Raw genomic sequence first — 21,864 nt, 5'->3', positions numbered from 1 at the left:
GCTTTCTTCTTGTCGTAGATACATCACTTTCAGCGATGGGTTTGATGCGGGAACCTTTAAAATGTGGGTCACCCGCGACTTGCATTTCTATCAATTGAAGCAATACAAACGAGTGCGAGTAGTACGGAGATCCGATGGCTACTACGTACAGTTTTGTATTGACCAAGAACGGTTGGAGAAACGAGAACCAACATCTAAAACTATTGGTCTTGATGTTGGCTTGACCTACTTTTATACCGATAGCGACGGACAAACCGTTGAGAATCCAAGACATCTCCGTAAATCTGAGAAGTCTTTGAAGCGGCTCATCCGGAGTTTGTCTAAAACTAAGAAAGGTTCTAAGAACCGAGCCAAATTTAGAAATAAACTTGCGCGCAAGCACCTCAAAGTAAGTAGGCAGCGTAAAGATTTTGCCGTGAAGTTGGCTTTCCGGCGTAGTCCAGTCTAACGACTTGGTAGCCTATGAGGATTTGAAGGTGCGTAACATGGTCAGAAACCGACATCTGGCTAAATCGATTAGCGATGCAGCATGGACGACTTTTCGCACATGGATTGAGTATTTTGGAAAAGTTTTTGGCGTGGTCACGGTTGCCGTGCCGCCTCACTACACTAGCCAGAATTGCTCTAACTGTGGCAAAGTTGTTAAAAAATCTCTGAGTGTTAGGACTCATGTTTGTCATCATTGTGGGCATACACAACATAGAGACTGGAATGCTGCACGAAACATATTAGAGAAAGGATTGCGTACTGCGGGGCACGTAGGAACGCCTAGTCTTGAGCTAGAAAACGCCTCTTTTGACATCGACCTCTGCTTGGGTGGGGCAACTCCTCCAAGTAAGCCGAGTCGCGGAAAGAGGAAGCCCAAGAAGTGATTCTTGGAATCCCCCGTCATTCATGCGGGGGAGGATGTCAAATCTCTATCTGCTACATACCCGCAATGCAGGCAAATATGGGTCCTGACTGACAAAGATTTCTTGACTACTTTCCCACAGTTGGAACACTTTTGACTGCTATAGTGTCGCAGGACTGCAACCGTCACTTTTCCATAATTAATTCCAAAGTATTCCCACCAGCTTAAGACGATCATCGCGTTATTCAAAAGTTTGATTTTTCCAAGGTAGCGGATCGACGGACTTTCCGTTGACGTATAACCCCCAGTGCAGGTGGGGACCCGTCGATGCACCTGTGGAACCTATAGCACCGATGACTTGACCTGGCCCGACAAAATCTCCCTCGCCCACGTCGATGCGGCTGAGGTGCAGAAACACGCTGGTCACGCCTTGACCGTGGTCGATGCCGATGGTGTTCCCGTGCAGGCGGAACCCGTCGGCAAGGCGTCCTACCAGTGCTACCCGCCCCGCTGCTGGCGCAAATACGGGCGACCCCATCCCACCGGCATAATCAAGCCCGCGATGGAAATAATCGTTGGCAAACACCCCATTGTAGTAGCGGCGGACGCCGTAGACAGTGCTGATGCGACCTCGGTTTGGCCTCACAAACGGTCCGTTCCAGTATTTTTCTGGTGTCACTAATTGCCGAAAAGCCCTGACGCGGTTTAGTTCGTACTCGGTTGGTCGCATCCCGCCGCTGCTAGAAGAACGTATCCGCAGGCGTTGGGTGGGAAAGGTTCGCCCATTCACTCGCAAGGATAAATTTTGCACTTCACCGTCTCCGGGGTTGACTTTAAGATCCCAGGTTCCCGGTTTGTCTAGGGGTGTCGTTGGTAACAAAGCCCGAAATCGATTTTGACCGATGGGAAAGGTTGGGTAGGTTTGCTGTTGCATCGAAACCGTTGGAGGTGTTCCACCCGCCTCTGTTTCAATTACGACTTTTATGGTATCGCCCAGCACTGCGGTGCTAGGTGTTACCTGCACTTGAGGGGCAACTGCTGCCGTTGCAGTTATTGTGGCGATACTGATGGCAATTCCTAGTGCAAGGCTGGTGGTAATTTTGTTTAATTTTAAACGGGGGATTTGCTGGGTTAGCTGAGATTTGGGTAACGCCTTCCGGTTATGTCTGGATTGATGCAATGGATACACGATAGACCCTTTTGAATGTAAAACTATTGCTGCTATTGACTGTTTTCCACAACAAGTTAAATGTACGATAGCGCGAGCAGCTTTTGCCAAAGAGTTTATCTTAACAGTTGAGTACTTGGATATGAAAGCGATTGAAATTCAAAATACTTTTGGTTTGGATTCGCTCAAGTTAACCGAGCGAGACGAACCTCAGCCCGGTGCGGGACAGGTTTTAATTAAATTACGCGCCGCTGCGCTCAATTATCGGGATTTGATCGTTGTGCAGGGACGATACAATCCCAAACAGCCTTTACCTTTGATTCCCTTGTCGGATGGGGTGGGGGAAGTTGTGGCGGTGGGTGATGGGGTAACGCGGGTTCTGGCTCGCGATCGCGTTGCCAGTATTTTCTTCCAAAAGTGGCTATCTGGCAATCTAACTAAAACCGCTTTTCGCTCAACTTTAGGCAGTCCCGGCGATGGCGTTTTGGCAGAATAAATCGTTTTGCACGAAGATGGTGTGATTAAAGTTCCCGCCCACCTATGGGATGAAGCAGCTGCTACCCTACCCTGTGCCGCCGTCACCGCCTGGAATGCTTTGATTAGTGGAGGCGGTTTAAAAGCAGGCGATACGGTATTAATTCAAGGTACAGGCGGCGTTTCCCTATTCGCGTTGCAGTTTGCCAAAATATCGGGGGCGCGAGTTATTGTTATTTCCAGTAGCGATGAGAAGTTACAAAAGGCACTCGAATTAGGCGCAGATGAAGGAATTAACTATAAAACAACGCCAAATTGGGACGAACAAGTTTATCAACTCACCGATGGTGAAGGCGTCGATTATGTAGTGGAAGTCGGGGGTGCTGGTACGCTGGCTAAATCTTTGCGTGCGGTGAGCATCGGCGGACATATTAGTTTAATCGGCGTTTTAACAGGCACAACTGCGGAAATTAATCCCTTGCCAATTTTGTCAAAAAGCGTGCGAGTCCAGGGCGTTTATGTAGGTTCGCGCGAAATGTTTGCAGCGATGAACCGCGCCATTGAATTGCATCAACTGCAACCGATTGTCGAGCGGGTTTTTCCCTTTGAGTCAGCGCGGGAAGCTTTGCAATATATGGAAAGCGGGGCGCATTTCGGTAAAATTTGCCTGAGATTTTAAGCTGTATACTCTAGAAGTATTACGCAAAGAAACCGGGTTTCTGTGAAAAATCGTCGCGCCAAGAAACTAGAGATCCCAGCAAGAAACCCGGTTTCTAGGAGCGTCGTGGGTAAGTCCTGTTCTAGTTGAAGTAGAGCAGATAGTTACAATAGTAATTACGCAAAGAAACCGGGTTTCTGTGAAAAATAGAAACCCGGTTTCTAGGATCGTCCTGGGTAAGTCCAGTACAAAATACCTGGAATGGGTGACGCGCTTATACATAAACCTGTGTATAGCTGGAAGGTACAGCGATCGCTCTGCCAAATTCGCTATCGCGCTGCTTCGCTAACGGGATTGGGGATTTGTATTTACTTCCCCTTGCTGATGTCGTAACTTTTGCCAGCAGCTTCACATCTAAAATATCGGTTTTGAGGCTCTCCACATATGACATATCGCGCCAATCGCCCGATTGAAATTATTCTCAGAGTCTACCCTGACTCGGCTTTGCTGGAAGGCTTAGACGTATGGCTAAGTCTGGGATTATTAACTGAAATTCAAGTTAGACGCTTGTGTCAAGAACATCTAACTTGTCCCCTTCCCAGTATTGCGCCTGTTGTTACCTCCTCACCCAGTGAAACTGCTGATATCGTCACCGTCCCAGATTTGGTTCTCCCAACCGCACCTACGCCTGCTGCAAGGACAACGATCGCTAAGAGCAAACCCGCTCGTTATAGTGGGTTGTTGCAGTCTTTTATGGCAGAAGTTAGCGTTTTGTGGCTGCTATTTTTGGGTGTATTTCTCATAGTTGTATCCTCAGCAGTTCTGGCGGCGAGTCAGTGGCGTAATTTCTCTCCTGTCGGACAATACGGGATTTTATTCGCTTACACGTTAGTATTTTGGGGGATTAGTGCTTGGGCGAGTAGACAGTCGAATTTACAGCTAACTGCCAGAATGCTACAAGTAACGACCCTATTAATTATTCCCGTCAATTTTTGGATGATGGACGGGTTTAAATTGTGGAATTTCCCGTTAGGATGGATTGTCGCACCAGTAGCAGCTTTGTGCCTCACGGCTATTTTATTTCATCTACTCGAACCCAGTCTTTCCGCCTCCCGCCTAACTTTAGCGAACAGTATCGGTTTAAGTTGGCTGCATTGGGGTTGGTCGCTGATGAATTTTCCCCTAATTGCGACGTATATCGGTACAATTGGCACGGCGTTAACGCTGTTTTATCAAAGTCGAAGGCGCAGATTAGAATCACAAGTAAGCATCTCTAATTCTATTTCCCTCGGCGGTATTACTATTACCTTTGCGACGCTGTTGCTAGTGGGGAGAGCAATTTTAGCCGCGAAAATTCCTATCAGTAACCTTGGTTTAGCCTTGGGAATTTGTGGTTGGTTGCTAGGTTGGTTATCTCGGCGCGAACCCAGGGGTGAAATCTGGTCAAACCTTGGCTGGGTGTTACTTTTAGCAGGTTGGTTGGTTGCGGTTGGGGAAATACCCCAACAAGCGATCGCCGTCAGCGGTTTGGGTTTATGGCTACTAGCAGATCGACTCTTCCGACTCAAGCAATCTGCCGATTTAATCGCGCTATTTTTAGTTGGGTTACAAAGTTTTTGGTTGCTGTGGCGCGCGATTCCTTTCCCATTGCGACAAGAAGTTATTGCTTTTGGCATTCAACTCGCCGGAAACGAGTTTATGCCTCAAGCATTAATCGGATTGGGCGTTTTTCCTTACGCGGTCATCACGCTATTTTTAGCAGCTTATCTGCGGCGACAAGAGGAGGAAGGATTGGCGCTGCAAGCGGAGGGGATGGCGTTAATTCTGGGTCTATTTTTAACTATTGTTAGTTATTTAAATCCTCTAGTTCGCGTTATCAACTTGCTACTATCTTTTATTACCCTTGCCGTTGTGGTTATCCTCCGGACTGCGGCGGGAACCGGGTTAATTTACTTAACCCATATGGCTGGACTGGTAACAATTGCGACTTGGATTAATTATGGCTTCCCCAATCTAACGGTAAATACTTGGTTGCTAATTCTGTTAGGCGGCGCGATTGCCGAATGGATTTTTAGCATCGGTACTAACTGGCAGCAATGGCGGCGCAGTTCCTGGCATTTGGGTTTAGTACTAGCGGCAATTAGCTACATTCAATTATTCAATCCCGCTTTAAAAAATCCCACAGATTGGTATCTTGCTTGGTTGGTTGTACCAGCTGCGCTGACTTTGCTATCTTATGTACCCAACTTTCCCGAACCCAGATTGGCAAACTGGCTGAGCGTTACTGCACTTTTGGCAATTCAACCTTTAACAATAATTTCTACTACGCCACGGTTAGTGAGTTTAGGAATTGCCACCATTCTGATGCTGCTGAATACGCAAAACTTGCCAGAATTAGTAGCAGCATTGCTAACAGTTGGATTTGGTTTATGCTTCGGCGTTGCTGTGATTTGGGAAGTATTTTCCCAACGCATGACAATAGGTTGGTGGGTGACAGTTTTAGCGATCGCGCCTTTGATTCTCTGGTTACTCCACAGTTGGCTGAGAAAAGGTTCTAGCCGCCTGCACCACGTTTATACGCAAGCAACCGATGGTTGGGCAATCGCGCTAACGATTCCTACCCTAACTTTCCTGATCGGCTACAATGTCACCGCCTATTGGTATCCTTCTGTCACGGCTAGTGAATTTATCGTCGCATCTGGATTTATTACCGTTGGTTTGCTTTATCGTACTTGGAATTTACCTACTAACGGCAGCTTTTACAGTCTGGCGCTAGCGGTAGAGTTGCTTGTTGCCAGTATAATTGCCTCAACCAATCGTTCCGCTTTAGGGTTAGCGATCGCTACTCTCGCTCTCGGTTTAACTACTCAACTCGCTGGCGATTTCGTGGCAGGTAGTCGGGGAAGAAACCCATACCTTTCGAGTTGGCACGCTATCCCCATTTGCTACGCAATTTTAGGATTAATTATTGCCCATCACAAGTTTGATGCTTACACTGGTTTATATACTTTTGCTGCGGCTTTAGTTGGGATTGGAATCGGGCGGCGAAACGTTAACTTTAAACCTATTTCCTATTTATCTATTTTCGGTGTTTCCGCTGCTGCTTATGAGTTATTAATTTATCAACTCCTGCAAGCTAAAGCAGGCAATCCGGGAGATGGGTTAACTTTATTGGCAGCTTTGGCAACGGCGATCGCTATCTTGCTAAGATTATTTACCAGATGGTTGTTGCCCTACCTGCGTCTAGACAATTCCGAATTAAAAGCGATCGCTCACTTGCACTGGGTTGCTGGTAGCGGATTAATCTTACTAGCATTAGTTAGTTCCCTCAGCACTCCAGGGGAAAAAATTTGGTTAGGGGTAATCATAATTTTAGCCGCTTATGCGCTGATTCAAGGTCGTTCGACCGCAAGTTGGACATATGCAGGCATTTTGGAATTAGGTATAGGGATTGCCTATGGGTTGCATCTAGTTTTACCCGATTCAGTATTGCTTAATTGGTCGCCTGCAATCGCTTGCTTTTTTGCCTATTTTATGTACGTTCTGCCCTGGACAAGTTGGGGATGGTCGGCGACGCCTTGGCAAAATTCGGCAATGTTACTGCCAATTTCTATTATCTTCATCAATGGATGGATTTCTTTATCTCTTGGGAGCGTTTCTATCCAAAGTTTGCTGATTGTCGCGGCATTTTATGCTTGGATTGCCAAAGCGCGATCCCAAGTCCGCCTCAGCTATCTCAGCGTTGGATTAGCAAATTGGGCAATTATCAGAATATTCAACGCACAATCCATCACCGAACCTTTATGGTACGCTCTGCTTTGGGGCGGGTCGTTATTGTACGTCGCACAAATCGATCCCCAATTGCGATCGCCTTCAGCAAGGGAAACGCGCCACCTGCTTCGCTGTTTGGCAATCGGACTGATTTGCTTTACCGCTCTCTATCAAGCTGAAGTCGGAATTTACGGTATTTTTCCCCTGTTTTTAGGATTTCTGACAATTGGTTTAGCGATTGTCGTTATTCTGATTGGTATCGCCCTGCGGGTGCGAGCATTTCTCTACATTGGCACGCTGACGTTTGCGATTAGAGTATTGCGGCAAGTTTGGCTATTTATCAACGATTATTCCTTATTTTTGTGGGCGATTGGGATTGTTGTTGGTTCGCTATTAATTTGGATAGCGCTAACATTTGAAGCGCGGAGGAGTCAAGCGATCGCGTTTGTCCAATATTGGATGACGGAATTAGAAAATTGGGAATAATTGGGAATTGCTAATTGCTAATGGCTAATTGCCGTGACTGCGTTGATTTATTGTAGGGGCACGGCAGCAATCGAAGGTTTTCTGCTGTTTTGTGCAACCAATGTCAATTCCCTGTAGGTTGAGGAGTGGGCGTTTGCAACTGTCGTAACTGCTGTATCTCGGCGTCTACATTCAGCAATTCGGGTGGTACTTTTTCGGGAACTACCCACAAAGAAACGATATGCTCGCGTCTGGGACCTTTGACTATTTCGATTCTCTCGGGTTTCCAGATACCCATGTCGAAGTCGTGGGAGACGATGCGAGTACCGGGTTTTAATGTTCTCAGCAGGGTTGGTCTTAGCCTTAAATTGAGTTCGGGTAACAAGTATAAGGTGACCACAGTCGCTTTGCTGATATCGGTTTGAAATAAGTCTTGTTCGAGGAACTGCACGCGATCTCTTACTTTCGCCTTTTCTGCATTTGCCCTTGCTTGCTGCACCAGTTTCGGGTCAATTTCTATACCAGTACCTCCCGTGCCAAACTTTTGTGCTGCGGTAATGACAATGCGCCCGTCGCCGCTGCCAAGGTCGTAAAGTACGTCATTTTTCCCCACTTTTGCCATTTCCAGCATTTTATCGACCACTACTTGCGGTGTGGGTACGTAAACCACATCGGGAACCTTTTTCGGAGTTGGCGTGGCGGGTGTGTTGGCAGCAGGGGGCGTTGTAACCTGTTTAGGCGGAACTTGCTCGGTGCAACCTGCGAGTACTAAGCTGGTTACGATCGCGGCTTTCGTTGCGACTTTTAGTAGTTGCATTCTCATAAAATATTCCTCCATTTAACATTTCCTCACCGAAGAAGACGCTCTGACGCTCTGATATTATGTCCGCTTGAATACCCTTAGTTAGGACTGACGCTAAGGACGCGGGGATAGGGGGACGCTCTGAGTTTTAATATGGGTGATTTACCGGACATCATATGACAAGGAGATAGGGAGCGAAAGAAGTGTCTCAAGACTCTTGTTAAGGAACGTCTTTCCCTTGTCCGGTGCATCGCCGCGTCGCCGCGTCGCCGCGTCCTTGAATCTACTCGCTTTCCCTAGTTTGACGGGAAAGCAGCAGTAGGGGAACCCCTGTCAGCAAAACTGCTACGCCGATAGTTCCCCCAATGCCGGTATAAACGAGACTGGAATAGAGCAAATAAGCAGAGGTGGCGCAAAAAAGCAATGGAATAACCGGATAAAATGGCACGGGAAACGGACGGGGTAGGTTAGGTTCTTTCCGCCGCAGCACCATGAGGGCGATGCCAGATAAAAGAAAGAAGAACCAGAATACTGGGGCAGTATAATCTACCATTGTTTCAAAGCCTTTGCGGGTAATTGCTCCCAGAAAGACAAGCAATAGTGCGATCGCTCCCTGTACGAAAAGCGCATTGCTGGGTGTATTACCACGTGCATACCAGCTTCCCAAGAAACGGAACATCGAGAAATCTTGCCCTAAGGCATAATTAGTCCTCGCGCCTGTAAAAATAGTAGCGTTAGCCGCGCCCAATGCTGAAACCGCAATCAGAAAGCTGACGAATTTTGCCCCATTTTCTCCCATGGCGCGGCGCATCAAGTCGGCAGCGACTGCCTTTGATTTTGCCATTTCTTCCAGTCCTAAACCGTGGATGTAAGCAAAGTTAATCAGCAGGTAAATTGCGGCGATAATGCTAATACTTCCTAGCAATACCCGCACCATGTTACGCTGGTTTTCTCGTAGTTCGGCTGAAATATAAGCCGCTTCGTTCCACCCGCCATAAGTCAGCAATACAAAAACCATCGCCAGTCCAAAGGTAGTTTTGGGTGCAGTTGCGGTGATGGTATCTGGCGCTAGGGGTTTAGCGAGGGCTATCCCCGCTACGATGATTAACAATAATCCCAGGACTTTGGCGGCGGTGAGCCAATTTTGCGTCCACTTACCTTGGCGGACACCTAGTACGTTCAAACTGGTGAGGAGAGCGATCGCTATTCCGGCATAAATCGCCGGGGAATCATCTCCCAAACGCCACAACTCGGAAGCGTAATCCCCAAATACAAATGCTACCAGCGCGATCGACCCAGTTTGAACGATTGTCATGCGCGCCCAAGCAAATAAAAAGGCTAAATTTTTACCAAAGGCACGCATCAGGTAGTGGTAATTTCCCCCTGGGTGGGGATAGGCAGTCGCTAATTCTGCATAGCAAATAGCACCTACGAAGGATATCCCTGCACCAAGTAACCAAGCGAACAAAGCTAGGGAGGCACTTGGGGTATTTGCTGCTACCAAAGCTGGTGTTTCAAAAATACCTGCACCTATTACCATGCCTACTATCAGCGCACCTGCGTCGATGGCTGAAAGTGTTGGCTGGGGGGCTGTTCCTTTTGTTTTCATAAATGATTTGGTCTTTGTCTTGGGGCAGTAATTTAGGCTGGGAGGATTTGTTTTACTTTACTTTTTTATAGTTTATTTTTAATCTAGCGCAAGGGGGAGGGGCAACAACAATTTATACCTTATGCGCTTACTATTTACTTTTTTTTAATGAACCGCAGAGGCGCAGAGGACGCAGAGGAAGAGAGGAGAGAGTAGTAATTCTGGTGCAATGTGCTTGTCAGTCGGTTATTGTCTGCAATTGTTGATAATCTTGTGGTGTATCTATGTCTATTGCGCCTTGTGGGAAGGGTAGGCAGAAAGTTTGGTGTTGGTGTTTTTTGATGATTTTTTTGGCGCCTTCTGATGGTTTTAAGGCGTTTAGTTCTGAGAAAATAGTGCGATCGAATAAAGCGGGGACGCCCCATGTGCCTGCGTATTCGGAGGCAATAATCGGTTTTTCTGTGGTATAATATGCTTCGACAAGGCGATTAATAATTTGAGCAGAAATAAAGGGCTGATCGCCAAGGGTGAGAATGATTGCTTCTATTTTTTCATTTAGGTGAGAAAGCGATTCAATTCCGGTTTTAATGGATGTCGCCATTCCTTGGTTCCAGTGTAGGTTTTCGACGATTTGAATGGGGAGTTGGTTGAGTGAGGGATAAATTTTTTCGGCATTCGCACCCAGAACAACAATAACAGGTTGGCAGACTGAAGCGATTGCTTCTTGTACCACGTGTCGCAATAAGGTTGTTCCCCGATAAGGTAACAGTTGTTTTGGCGTTCCCATGCGTGTGGATGCACCGGCTGCTAAGATAATCGTGGCTATGGTTTTGGTCATTGGTGAATCGATCCCTGGCGGTTTTTCAAGAATCCTCCGCTACGATTGGCTAATACGGCTTGGATTTCAGCGATAATTGCGATCGCTATCTCTTCGGGTGTCTCGGATCCGATATCGATTCCCACTGGTGCGTACAATCGGTTCTCTTGGTCTTCGGTATAATATATTTCTTCTTTATGCAAGTCCCGCAGTAATCTTTCAGTGCGTTCCTTCGACCCCAAAGCACCAATATAGGGCACTGGAGAAGGTAGGAGCATTTTTAATATTTCTAAATCGTCTAGGTAATTGTGGGTCATTATTACTACGACGGTATGTTCATCTACGGATACTTGTTGGCGGAGAGTTTCGCGACGGGTGAGAAGGATTTGATCGGCGAGGGGAAAGCGAAGTCTTGTTGCTAAGGAAGCTCGACAATCAACTATGGTAACGTGCCAACCTAATGCTTTAGCAAAGTTTACTACAGGTACGGCATCGCGACCAGCACCAAAAATCATCAGCGGTGTGGGAGGGTGAATAATGTCGATGAATACTTCTGCGATTCCTGATGATAATTGATATTTTTTGACTGTGTAATGTTGATTTTGCAGCGCAGTTTGAGCATCTGCAAGCACCGCTGAATTTAAATTTATATCTGCAATATTGCAGGTTATTTTACCATCTATGTTTAGCATTAAGCGGTTGCCTATTTTGGCATTTACTTCTCCTTGAGTTCCAAAAATAGTGGCGATCGCACCCAGATGTTTTTGAGTAAAGCATTGGGAAATAAAACGAAGTGGATTAAATTTGTCATCATCTAACTTTTCGAGCAAAACTTGCACAACGCCGTTGCATCCCAATCCAAATCCCCAGACAATATCTTCATCGGCGGTAGTATCGTAAGTGATGACAATGGGTGCGCCGGATGGCATTGAGTAGCGAGTATGTTGATATATATCGTTTTCCAGACACCCACCGCTTACCATTCCTACCATTTGACCTGCGTTGGTTATCAACATTTTTGCACCTCTGCGGCGATAGGTGGAACCTTTGGTGCTGACAACTGTAGCGAGAAAAGTCGTTTCGCCATTTTTTTTACTTGCTTCAAATGCGTTGAGGATTGCTTGTAATTCATTCATTTAATTGCTAATTGCTAATTGCTAATTGGTAATTGGGTGGGTGCGCTTGATCTACGCCAACACCAAAGTTTCTATGAAAAATCGTTGATTGGCAACTAGAGATCTAGGTCGAAACTAAGGTGATGACCTTAATTGGGTGGGTGCGCTTGCTTTAAGGGGCAGTCAGCATTCTCGTAGGGGCGGGTTTTACGAGTCAGTTTGCCCAAGCAAGAGATATCTCGTTAAACCCGCCCGTACTTGCTACAACAACTTATCGGGGGAAATTGGTAAATCCCGCACGCGCTTTCCTGTGGCGTGGAAGATGGCATTGGCAATTGCCGCCCCTGCACCTACCATGCCTATTTCCCCAATTCCTTTGACTCCCAAAACGTTAATATGAGGGTCAACTTCATCGATAAAATCAATCTCGATTTCGGGAATATCGGCGTTGACGGGAATCATATATTCCGCCAAGTTGGGGTTGGTATAGCGCCCAAAGTTGTAATCCATGTGACTATGTTCTAACAACGCTTGTCCGATGCCCCAAACTATACCGCCCATCAATTGACTGCGGGCGGTTTTGGCATTGAGGATGCGTCCAGCACCAAATACGCCGACGCACTTAACGATTCGCACGATGCCAAAATCTGGGTCTACTTTTACTTTGGCAAAGTGCGATCCAAAGGATTTCATCGCATATTTATTGCTGGGGTTCTCTTGGGTTGCTTCTCCCGCATCGACTCCGGTTCCTTCTCCAACTTTCCAAGTGCCGATCGCTTCTACAGATGGTTGTTGCAGGCGAGATAATAAAGCAGTGTAGTTTTCGCCTTTATTACTATCTGACTTCAAGAATAGACGACCGTTTTCTGTGGCAATATCATCTACTTTTGCGCCGAAAAGCAGAGATTCGGAATTGGATAGCGCCAATTCTACTAACTTGTTCCGCAGTTGAGTTGCGGCGACGTGGACGGCAGAACTCCACGCCCCTGCCCCCATTGAACCCCCGGCAGAAGTAACGCTGGGGAGGGTACTATCGCCAATTTCCACTTGAATGCGATCGCAACTAATTCCCAAAACATCGGCAGCAACTTGCGCCAAAATCGTGTAAGTTCCCGTGCCAATATCTGCCGCCCCGCATTGCACAATAACGCGACCATCGCCAAACATTGTAGCGCGGGCAGATTGAACCGTTCCCGGACGGTAAACTGGAAAAGCAGAACTCGCCATCCCATAACCAATTAACCAATTGCCTTCGCGCATCGAAGCAGGTTTTGCATTTCTTTGGGACCATCCGATTAGTTCCGCACCGCGCGCATAACATTGTTTTAGCGACTTACTTGAATAAGGTTGTCCAGTCGCTGGTTCAACTTCGGTATAGTTACGCAGGCGCAATTCAATCGGATCGATTCCCAACTTATCCGCTAACTCATCCATTGCCGATTCTAAAGCAAACATCCCCGGTACTTCTCCCGGTGCGCGGGTAAAAGTCGGAGTCATGACATTAGCTTTAATTAATCGGTAACTTGCCTCAAAATTATCGCAAGCGTAGAGACTATTCATAATAACGCTACTCGGTTCTACCCACTCATCAAAAGGAGAAGTGGGAGAAGTTTTCACATGCTTAATCCCAGTCAGCTTACCATCCCGCGTTGCCCCAATTGTGAGTTGAATCTTCTGTTCTTCCCGATATCCAACCGAGGTATACATTTGCTCGCGAGTCAGGGAAACTTTCACAGGACGATTGACTTGACGGGCAGCGATCGCGCATAACCAAGTATGAGACCAAACGCTGCCTTTGCAACCAAAACCTCCCCCGACATATTGACTAATTACCCTGACATCTTCTAGCGGAATGCCCAACAAATTCGCCACAGTTGATTGAGTAAAAAATACCCCTTGCGTAGCATCGTATAGCGTAAGTTTATCCCCTGACCAAGCTGCAATAGTTGCCGAAGGTTCTAACGGATTGTGGTGGTTCCCCGCAATAGAATAAGTTTGGGCGATCGTTACCTCTGCTTCCCCTAACCCTTGCTCAACATTCCCCCGCGCCATGCGATTGGGAAACATGCCACCCCACAGCATTTCCGGTTCGTAAACCTTATCCAAATCCTTAGCAGTGACGGGTTTTTCCACTTCATAACTTACTCGCACCAATTTTGCAGCATAGCTTGCCCTTTCCAAACTATCCGCAACAACTAAACCAATCTGCTGTCCGCTGTAAAAAATTTCCTCTCCTTGCATCGGCGCGAAACTTTGCATCACTTGAATCGCCCCAAAACCAAACTTAGGTTCTTCTGCCAACTTAGGCATATTCAGGTGCGTCAACACTGCCAAAACCCCCGGAGATGCTTCAGCTGCTGCCGTATCTATCTCCTTAATCCGTCCCCGCGCAATACTACTCGTAACAAACACCCCATGCGCCATATTCTCTAGAGGAAATTCCGCTGAATAACGCGCTTCCCCCGTAACTTTTGCTCGTCCATCCACCCGACTTACAGGTTTGCCAATTTGAGACATATGTATTTTCGGTTCTAGACAACAATTTCTTCTCTTCTCTTCTCTCTGCGTTCTCTGCGTCTCGGCGGTTCAATAAATAAATACTCTCCTGCTGTGAAAAGAGTAAAAACCAACCCATTTTCTACCTCAAACACTTTCCAATGCCCTAACTAAAGCGCGTTTTGCCAACTCAACCTTATAACCATTGTTTGGCAGAGGTTTTGCACTTGCTAAAGCAGCTTCTGCTGCTTGCCTAAAATTATCTCTTGTCCCAGATTTCCCTTGCAAAAAACTTTCTGCTTCAAGACTCCGCCAAGGTTTTGTTCCCACACCTCCCAAAGCAATTCGCGCTGCTTTTATAGTGCCATTTTCGCTCTCTAAACCAACAGCAGCGGCAACCAAAGCAAATTCATAAGAAGCGCGATCGCGTATTTTCATATAATGCGATCGCGCCGCATAAATTGCATCCGGCACTTCCACAGCAACAATCAATTCCCCCGCTGCTAATGCTGTTTCTTTGTCGGGTGTATTCCCCGGTAACAGGTGAAATTCCGTCATCGGAATCCGGCGATCGCCTTTCTCTCCTCGCACCAGTACCACAGCATCTAATGCTACCAAAGCAACAGCCAGATCCGATGGATGGGTAGCGGCGCATTGCTCGCTCGTTCCCAAAATAGCGTGCTTTTGATGTTCTCCCGCCATCGCCGGACATCCGGAACCAGGGTTTCTTTTGTTACAAGGAAATGCCGGATCGCGGAAATATCCGCAGCGGGTGCGCTGCATTAAATTGCCGCCAATCGATGCCATGTTGCGGAGTTGGGGGGAAGCACTTAAAAGCAGGGATTGAGAAATTGCCCCAAAGCGATCGCGAATAATTGAATTTTCCGCCACATCGCTCATCCGCGCCATTGCTCCAATTCTCACCCCATTAGAGGTATTTTCAATTTGGGAAAAAGGCAGCGAATTAACATCTACCAATTGGGTGGGTTTTTCCACATCTTGCTTCATCAAGTCGAGCAGGGTTGTCCCGCCTGCGATAAACTTGGCTTCTGGGTTAGTTTGCACCGTTGCGATCGCACCCGTTACCTCTATTGCTCGAGCGAAACTAAACGGACGCATTCTCACCTCCTGGCGCTACTTCCCGAATTGCCGCGACGATATTAGTGTAAGCTCCGCAGCGACAAAGATTGCCGCTCATCCATTCCCGGATTTCTTCATCCGAATCGATATGTCCTTCTGTTATTAATCCGATCGCCGAGCAAATTTGTCCAGGCGTACAATAACCGCACTGGAAGGCGTCGTGCTTGATAAATGCTGCTTGCATCGGGTGTAATTCATCACCTTTTGCCAGTCCCTCAATGGTAGTAATTTCCTTGCCTTCATTCATCGCCGCTAATGTCAGGCACGAGTTAATTCTGCGACCATCTACGAGTACCGTACAGGCACCGCAAGCGCCTTGGTTGCACCCTTTTTTCGTACCCGTCAAACCGAGATATTCCCGCAGCGCATCCAGCAAGGTAACGCGGGGTTCGATCTTCACACCACGTACCTCGCCGTTGACTTTTAGAGTTACGTCTATTGTTTCACTGTTAACCATAGTAAAAAGCCGTATTGCCCTTTGCCCAAGTATTGAGGAGTTTGGGCAGAAATGCAATACATATTTTTACTCTTTTTTGATTTTTGTAATTTTTATGACTTACGCAAATCACCTTTGTTTCTTTGCTCCGAATAGCGTAGTGCCCAGACCGCCAACCCAAGTAAAAACTCATAATATTAATGTGACTTTTAATACTAATATGTATTCCAACAAGTAGGAGACAAGAAGCTATCTTCCTTGTCCTCCTTATCTCCTACGGTTCTGTCTGGCGCGATCGTTGGCAGGTGTAAAGTTAGTGGGCGTACCCGATGATTTTTTATTACTGCAAATATTCTTGCGTTAGTTCGTGTTCTGCCAAAACTTCCATATCGGATTCTATGTTATCCAGAAGCGTTGAAAAGTTTTTCCGGTCATATTCGCCGTCAAAAAAAGTTTCGAGAAACAAAGTTTTTTCTTCATCAATATATGCCTTTATAAACATAAAATTTGCATTCAAATCGTTGGCATATTTCAAAAGTTCTATTTTCTCGACATCTGGCTCGCAATCGTAAGGTATGATAATTAATACTCCTCTGTCTGGAATATTTCTTAGCATCATATTGGCTTTTCTTGGGTGACGGCATAGAAGCAGATCTTCTTCTTCTTCTTCAACCTGATATCCATTGAATTCCAAATGATTGCGATATTTCGCCAAAGGATGAGCTACTGCATCATTGATATTCATTTCGGTCATGGGTTTTCAGCCTCGCATATTTTTTTTAGGTACCCGAAAGGAATCCAAGGAACTGGGGAGGAGAGGAATGTAGAACATTCTGCCTCTACCCCAATACGATCGTGCCCAATGCCCAATCCCAGCTCAATAAGATTGTCCACAAGCTTTCTCCAGGGTTATCACCTTGTCGGGCTTTAATTAATTTTACTAAATTGTAGTAATTTTGACTGCTTAAACCCAAAATTTCTGGTTCGCTTGTGTAGGTGCGATGCCGATGGTGATGCTGGGATTCGGGGGTGGCGCGATGCTAGCTGCAAGGGCTTTTTCTCTAATTATTGCACGAACCCAAGCAGCGAATGCCTAAGCCACGCGATCGCTCTCCCGTAGCTAGGGGTGTGCATATCGCGCCGAATTTCCCCAGACTCGGTGCTGGTAAGATCGTGGCGGCGGCTAATTGCTAGCTAATGGCTAATTGATTATTAGCCATTAATCTTCATCTAGGGCGGGAAAAGCTGCTTCTATCCGCCACAATTGGTTTTTATATTCAATCAACCACTGGCGACTTTCTTTCGTCAATTGCTCCCAGACAATTTCCATTGGCACGTGGGGAGATGAATACCGATACTTTTGCCCCAAGGTTTTAAGATTTTCAGCTACGCTCAAGGGAATACCTAACTCTTCCCAGTCGGTTTCTACAACAATTCCCGAAACTCCCGCCGCTGGGTCGCAAATTAATTGCGAGGCTCTGATTAAATCGGCAAAATGTTTGGGTTTGAGTCCGGTTGTTGACTGAATTAATAGTGCTTTTTGCTGAGCTGGCGTCATTGGAATATCCGTGGCAGGAAAAAGGAATAATCTCAATATTTAACGCAATTTGCTAGTTATCTTTTTCTGGCTGCTAATGGCTAATGGCTAATAGCTAATGGCTGGTATAACCGAAAAATATTCCCATCAGCAATTAGCAAGCTTGCGATTAGCAATTGAGCAACCCACCATAGTTATAACTAGCAACTTACGTTATTTATCAGTTTACCGTCGCCATTCATCTATCTTTGAAAATCAACAAATTATTTTAAACTTTTATACCAGTCAGGCACAATTATCGGCATTTACGCATTTCCTCCGATAAATAAAGCACTTGAGCCTGCCGCATCTGGGTTATACCCTAATAAGAAATATTAAGTTTTGTAAAAAATGCAGAAAGTTCTAACTGTCCAGGCTGAGTAAAAAGTAGAAGTACAGTTGGACAATCAAAAGCGCAATGAACAGACAGTCAGGACTGAAGCAAAGAAACAAGGGTGATAGGAAAAATCCTTGGTTTGTCAACTCGAGATATGCATACCGATTGCTGGCGCGAAGTCCGCGCAGGCAGTAGGGTTCGCGAAGGACTCTTCACCAAAGTTTCTTTTCTCTTCTGGCGTCAGTCGAGACACTCTTAACGCGACAGCTTGCGGTTAGGAGAGGAAGGAAAACAAATTGCGAACGCGAGTGCGTGCGGTCGGCATATCGCGAAGCGTGCCGGTGGCATATCGCACCCAGCCATGAATAGCACTTTTGGTGTTAGTTTTTAGATTATGGATGAGCAACTTGAACAATTAGTACTAGAGGCGCAACGGCACGCTAGCCAAACTCCGGAGCGGCAGTTAGCCTTAGAGGAGATAGTGAAAGAAATCTTGCGATCGCGCAAAATTGCTCGTCCGCCTATGGGTGAACCTTTATCTGGTGTTTATCAAGAGATTTACGCTCGAGTAAAACAGCAGTTTTTGCACGAAATTGAGGAGGAATTGCACAATTACAGCCCAAAAGTTATATCGGTGAGAGAATGGGCTAACACCCTGCGGAATCAAGCTTGTAAAAAAGCCCTGGAGGATGGGCAACTGCTCAAAAATCTCGCACTAGAAGCCCAACGACACCCGCCTGGTTCTAAGTTAAGGCAACATGCTTTAACCCAACTGATTGAAGCCATTAGGCTGTCGGGTAGGCTGTGTCATCCAAGAAGACCTGGATTATCCCCCAAGTTTTATAATTTGCTTTATGATGAAGTAGTAAATAAAACCTTAATTTATGTCTGTCGAAAGATTGACAACTACGACCCCGAACGGGGATACGGACAATTTATGAACTGGGTAAACTTTCGATTGGAACGAGTATTTATAGAGTGCGAGCGCGAATTTAGAAATCAGGATATCGATGTGTTACCTTGGCCTGATGAGCCATTCGATATTGTCGCACCAGAGTCACCAATTTCATTGTTTGAAATGGTACGAGAATGTCTAGAAGAAGACGCTGGAAAAGTATTTCAAAAAGAATATATTAGACCAAAAAAAGATGCGAATTTTAGAGCGATAGCATTAAAAAGATTTGATGGAAAAAGCTGGAAAGAAATTGCCCAAGAATTAGATGTGAAAATTCCAACCTTGAGTAGTTTCTTTCAAAGAAGCTGCGAAAAATTTCGCTTTGAGTTAATGCAATGTATTAGAGAGTGAAGAGCTATGAGGGTAAATCAATCAATCATCAACACCGATCTCGAACCTTGGAGGTTTACGGTGACGCTGGCTTTATCAGCGCACGCGCGAGCGAAACAGTTTCAAGGTTACCATTCCAATCCTCAAAAAGCCAAACAGGTTTATCTCAATACTTTGGCGGTGTATGCAGTCAATTTTTACCTGGATTGCATGGGAATTGAAACAAATTGGTCAGCCAGTTTTAGTTGTAATCCATTAATGCAAACAATCCTGGATGTCGCCGATTTAGATATTCCTAAATTAGGCAAATTAGAATGTCGTCCGGTATTACCAGAAGATGCGGTTGTTTGCATTCCGCTAGAAGTATTGTCAGATAGAATTGGCTATGTAGCGGTACAGCTTGACGAAACGCTACGAGAAGCGACATTGTTGGGATTTAGCAAAACGGTTCCAGAAAGCGGTGAATTAGCGATTGGGGAGTTGCGATCGCTTCCAGATTTGCTAGAACACCTACGAGTAAAAGCACCTTCCCCATCCAAAAACCAAATCAGCAAATGGTTTGAGAATATATTTGAAGCTGGTTGGCAATCATTGTCAGCACTTTTAAGCACAAATCAAGCGAATCTAGCCTTTAGAAGTAGCACAACTGTAGCCAGTGTCAGAAGTAATGAGGAGACTGTTAAAGCAGCCAAACTGATTGACTTGGGAGTAGAAATGGAAAATCAATCGGTAGCACTGCTGATGGCGATTACGCCGACTTCCGAACAGAAAGCGATCGTCTTAGTGCAAGTGCATCCAGTGGGTAGAAAGACTCTGCCAGCCAATCTGAAACTAAGTTTACTTGTATCGGAAAAAACTATCAAAGAAGTGCAATCTAACGGTCAATATAACTACATTCAACTGCCACCATTTCGGGGGGATTCTGGAGAAAGCTTTGATATCCAAGTAAGTTTAGGTGAAGCTAGCGTAACCGAGACTTTTGAAGTCTGAATGCAGGCGCGTTTAAAAATGGTTATATAAAAATCCAGAAACCCGGTTTCTTTGAGAAACCGGGTTTCTTAGAAAGACTAAAAGCTCAGATGAATTTTGCTAGAAGTATGATGAATTGAAATAGGTGTGCGCTCGCGCCTTATTGGTTGGGAATCACCGTAACATTGGTGCGCTCATCAATAAGGAATCTGAGCGTACGCACTCCTATGTTGTGCTTGCGTGCAGGAGAGCGTACGCCCAGCTGTGGCAAAACAGCAATGTCTAGACAAATCTAAAGTCTCGTGCAAAGTCCACGTTGGTCGAGTCTTGTATGATAGCAATAAAGTCATCAGTTCCCTTAAGATAAATGACGGTATCCAAGGCTGAACCGCCACGCCAATTTCCGGTTTTGAGTTGGTATTGACTTGCATTGCCAGGAATTTCGATCCAATCGTATTGCCATTCCCAATCTGTAATCAGGGCATAGCCTGTACTTTGGTAGGAAACTCCCCACCAACCACCAAGAACGAAAGTATCACTTCCAGCTCCACCTTGTAAAGTGTCGTATTCCGTGCCGCTGGTTGCATAACCATCAAGGCGGTCATTTCCATCTCCGCCATACAGCTCGTCGTTGCCAGACATCCCTAAGAGGGTGTCATTGCCTGTCCCAGCATACAGTTTGTCGTTGCCGTTGCCACCATTTAGGTAGTCGTCCCCAATCTCGTCATGGGTACTGCTAAAGCCTAGGGTGTCGTTGCCATCATCGCCATACAGGTAGTCGTTGCCCCAACTACCGATTACTGCGTCGTTATTTGCACCACCATGTAAGGTGTCGTTGCCGTAATCGCCATACACCCAGTCGTCACCGGCAAGAGCGTCGATAGAATTATTGTTTTGAGTTCCGAAGATGGTGTCATTCCCATTGGTAGGATAGCTTGCCATTTTAATTTCTCCTTGTTTCCCTATATTGATGTCCAGGGTGGGTGTCAACCTATGAACTCCGTCATCTGTTCAATAGTTGAATGCTGTTCGTATTTGCATTGAGGTTTAAAATACTTTCCCCTCTATCTGCATATCACTCCACTCAAAAACCCAGCATTTTATGCAAAATTCCAAATATTAATTTGTGTAAAAAATGCGTAATTATTGGCTGTTGAGGCAGAGTAATTATATTTGTAGATACAGGACTGACAAAAATGTCATGGTAAGTTGAGCGTACGCACCCCAACATCCCTATTTTGTGTAAGGGCGCGTACGCACAGTTATTCGCCATGTCTTAAGTCCTGACCCACTTATTCAGATAAATAAACCCAATGGGATAAATCTAACGGTAGTTCTCGATAACCGCCATAGATTTCGGTTTGGCGATCGCTAGCTATTTCCAAATACTCTAAGTCGGCGATCGCTCTCCTGGCAAAATTGTCATGGTAAGTTGAGCGTACGCACCCCAACATCCCTCTTTTGTGTAAGGGCGCGATATGCCAAGGGCTAGCTGCGCGTACGCACAGTTATTCGCCATGTCTTAAGTCCTGACCCACTTATTCAGATAAATAAACCCAATGGGATAAATCCAACGGCAGTTTTTGATAACCGCCATAGATTTCGGTTTGGCGATCGCTCGCTATTTCCAAATACTCTAAATCGGCGATCTCTCCTAACTCCTGCCCCTCGTAGCTTCTGTCATTGTTAGTAACACCCCCTGAATTAACCCGATCTATGCTATCGGGTTTATTTTGATGACTTTTGCGCTTTTGATATGTGGCTTTTACGATCCAGTTGTAAGTGCGGTAAGGTATATAATGGAGAGGATTATAGCCAGCAAAGCGCAAGATTAAAACACAAGCCCAAGCATACTTTTCGTTGCGAATGGCTTCAACAACTTGCTCGAACTGTTCGTCAGTCAGGAATTTATCGAGT

At 45.9% G+C, this 21,864-nt stretch carries 21 protein-coding genes and 1 pseudogene; 7 read left to right on the top strand and 15 right to left on the bottom strand.

All coding sequences use genetic code 11. From position 1 onward, the window contains the following. Positions 1-872: pseudogene (locus ACE1CM_RS06280) on the top strand (RNA-guided endonuclease InsQ/TnpB family protein); the annotation flags it as partial. Between the two features lie 20 nt (positions 873-892). Here ACE1CM_RS06280 and ACE1CM_RS06275 read toward each other — a convergent pair. Beyond that, positions 893-1,087: a zinc ribbon domain-containing protein gene (locus tag ACE1CM_RS06275; RefSeq protein WP_374876546.1), complete on the bottom strand. Its 195-nt coding sequence runs from the start codon at positions 1,085-1,087 to the stop codon at positions 893-895. 4 nt (positions 1,088-1,091) lie between these two features. Further along, complete coding sequence (locus ACE1CM_RS06270; protein WP_374876547.1) at positions 1,092-1,973, bottom strand: M23 family metallopeptidase; 882 nt, start codon at positions 1,971-1,973, stop codon at positions 1,092-1,094. 187 nt (positions 1,974-2,160) lie between these two features. Here ACE1CM_RS06270 and ACE1CM_RS06265 point away from each other — a divergent pair, with 187 nt between their 5' ends. Together ACE1CM_RS06265 and ACE1CM_RS06260 are read left to right on the top strand one after the other, a co-directional pair. Next, positions 2,161-2,514 carry an alcohol dehydrogenase catalytic domain-containing protein gene (locus ACE1CM_RS06265; protein WP_374876545.1) on the top strand — a complete coding sequence of 118 codons (354 nt, stop codon included), beginning with the start codon at positions 2,161-2,163 and terminating at the stop codon, positions 2,512-2,514. A gap of 6 nt (positions 2,515-2,520) precedes the next feature. Beyond that, positions 2,521-3,171, top strand: a complete 651-nt coding sequence (locus ACE1CM_RS06260) for an NAD(P)-dependent alcohol dehydrogenase (RefSeq protein ID WP_374876544.1) — start codon at positions 2,521-2,523, stop codon at positions 3,169-3,171. A gap of 253 nt (positions 3,172-3,424) precedes the next feature. Here the strand turns inward: ACE1CM_RS06260 and ACE1CM_RS06255 are convergent, their stop codons facing one another. Beyond that, positions 3,425-3,601: a hypothetical protein gene (locus tag ACE1CM_RS06255; RefSeq protein ID WP_374876543.1), complete on the bottom strand. Its 177-nt coding sequence runs from the start codon at positions 3,599-3,601 to the stop codon at positions 3,425-3,427. On the opposite strand from ACE1CM_RS06255, the gene ACE1CM_RS06250 reads away from it, so the two are divergent. Then, positions 3,595-7,407: a hypothetical protein gene (locus ACE1CM_RS06250; RefSeq protein WP_374876542.1), complete on the top strand. Its 3,813-nt coding sequence runs from the start codon at positions 3,595-3,597 to the stop codon at positions 7,405-7,407. The genes ACE1CM_RS06255 and ACE1CM_RS06250 overlap by 7 nt on opposite strands. 103 nt (positions 7,408-7,510) lie before the next feature. On the opposite strand, the gene ACE1CM_RS06245 is transcribed toward ACE1CM_RS06250, so the two are convergent. From ACE1CM_RS06245 to ACE1CM_RS06205, 9 genes are all read right to left on the bottom strand, one after another. Then, positions 7,511-8,209 carry an SAM-dependent methyltransferase gene (locus ACE1CM_RS06245; RefSeq protein WP_374876541.1) on the bottom strand — a complete coding sequence of 233 codons (699 nt, stop codon included), beginning with the start codon at positions 8,207-8,209 and terminating at the stop codon, positions 7,511-7,513. 262 nt (positions 8,210-8,471) lie between these two features. Further along, positions 8,472-9,797 (bottom strand): APC family permease, encoded by a 1,326-nt coding sequence (locus tag ACE1CM_RS06240; protein WP_374876540.1) that lies wholly within the window; start codon positions 9,795-9,797, stop codon positions 8,472-8,474. Positions 9,798-10,014: 217 nt separating this feature from the next. Continuing rightward, the gene (locus tag ACE1CM_RS06235; RefSeq protein ID WP_374876539.1) at positions 10,015-10,614 is read right to left on the bottom strand and encodes an NTP transferase domain-containing protein; all 600 of its coding nucleotides are present in this window, start codon (positions 10,612-10,614) and stop codon (positions 10,015-10,017) included. Further along, positions 10,611-11,729: an XdhC family protein gene (locus ACE1CM_RS06230; RefSeq protein ID WP_374876538.1), complete on the bottom strand. Its 1,119-nt coding sequence runs from the start codon at positions 11,727-11,729 to the stop codon at positions 10,611-10,613. The genes ACE1CM_RS06235 and ACE1CM_RS06230 overlap by 4 nt, the downstream gene beginning before the upstream one ends. Before the next feature lie 240 nt (positions 11,730-11,969). After that, complete coding sequence (locus ACE1CM_RS06225; protein ID WP_374876537.1) at positions 11,970-14,225, bottom strand: xanthine dehydrogenase family protein molybdopterin-binding subunit; 2,256 nt, start codon at positions 14,223-14,225, stop codon at positions 11,970-11,972. A gap of 126 nt (positions 14,226-14,351) precedes the next feature. Continuing rightward, complete coding sequence (locus ACE1CM_RS06220) at positions 14,352-15,323, bottom strand: FAD binding domain-containing protein (protein WP_374876536.1); 972 nt, start codon at positions 15,321-15,323, stop codon at positions 14,352-14,354. After that, positions 15,310-15,801 carry a (2Fe-2S)-binding protein gene (locus tag ACE1CM_RS06215; RefSeq protein WP_374876535.1) on the bottom strand — a complete coding sequence of 164 codons (492 nt, stop codon included), beginning with the start codon at positions 15,799-15,801 and terminating at the stop codon, positions 15,310-15,312. Before ACE1CM_RS06215 ends, ACE1CM_RS06220 begins: the two co-directional genes overlap by 14 nt. 319 nt (positions 15,802-16,120) lie before the next feature. Further along, positions 16,121-16,534 (bottom strand): YbjN domain-containing protein, encoded by a 414-nt coding sequence (locus ACE1CM_RS06210; RefSeq protein WP_374876534.1) that lies wholly within the window; start codon positions 16,532-16,534, stop codon positions 16,121-16,123. Positions 16,535-16,999: 465 nt separating this feature from the next. Continuing rightward, a complete protein-coding gene (locus ACE1CM_RS06205; protein WP_374876533.1) occupies positions 17,000-17,338 on the bottom strand; it encodes a hypothetical protein in 339 nt (112 codons plus the stop codon). Positions 17,339-17,435: 97 nt separating this feature from the next. Here ACE1CM_RS06205 and ACE1CM_RS06200 point away from each other — a divergent pair, with 97 nt between their 5' ends. From ACE1CM_RS06200 to ACE1CM_RS06190, 3 genes are all read left to right on the top strand, one after another. Further along, entirely contained in the window at positions 17,436-17,642 is a 207-nt protein-coding gene (locus ACE1CM_RS06200; RefSeq protein WP_374876532.1) for a hypothetical protein, read from the top strand. Positions 17,643-18,087: 445 nt separating this feature from the next. Next, complete coding sequence (locus ACE1CM_RS06195; RefSeq protein ID WP_374876531.1) at positions 18,088-18,999, top strand: hypothetical protein; 912 nt, start codon at positions 18,088-18,090, stop codon at positions 18,997-18,999. 6 nt (positions 19,000-19,005) lie between these two features. Then, positions 19,006-19,968, top strand: coding sequence for a DUF1822 family protein (locus ACE1CM_RS06190; protein ID WP_374876530.1), 963 nt, complete (start codon positions 19,006-19,008; stop codon positions 19,966-19,968). Positions 19,969-20,229: 261 nt separating this feature from the next. Here the strand turns inward: ACE1CM_RS06190 and ACE1CM_RS06185 are convergent, their stop codons facing one another. From ACE1CM_RS06185 to ACE1CM_RS06175, 3 genes are all read right to left on the bottom strand, one after another. Next, positions 20,230-20,889, bottom strand: coding sequence for a calcium-binding protein (locus tag ACE1CM_RS06185; protein WP_374876529.1), 660 nt, complete (start codon positions 20,887-20,889; stop codon positions 20,230-20,232). 350 nt (positions 20,890-21,239) lie between these two features. Further along, complete coding sequence (locus ACE1CM_RS06180; RefSeq protein WP_374876528.1) at positions 21,240-21,401, bottom strand: hypothetical protein; 162 nt, start codon at positions 21,399-21,401, stop codon at positions 21,240-21,242. Positions 21,402-21,485: 84 nt separating this feature from the next. Next, positions 21,486-21,864 (bottom strand): HetP family heterocyst commitment protein (locus ACE1CM_RS06175; RefSeq protein ID WP_374876527.1); only part of this gene is annotated, 379 nt, incomplete at its 5' end.

It is taken from the genome of Microseira sp. BLCC-F43, from assembly GCF_041929235.1.
Lineage (GTDB): Bacteria > Cyanobacteriota > Cyanobacteriia > Cyanobacteriales > Aerosakkonemataceae > Microseira.
Note: the sequence above shows the minus strand (reverse complement) of the source record. Positions and strands in the feature narration are given on the sequence as shown.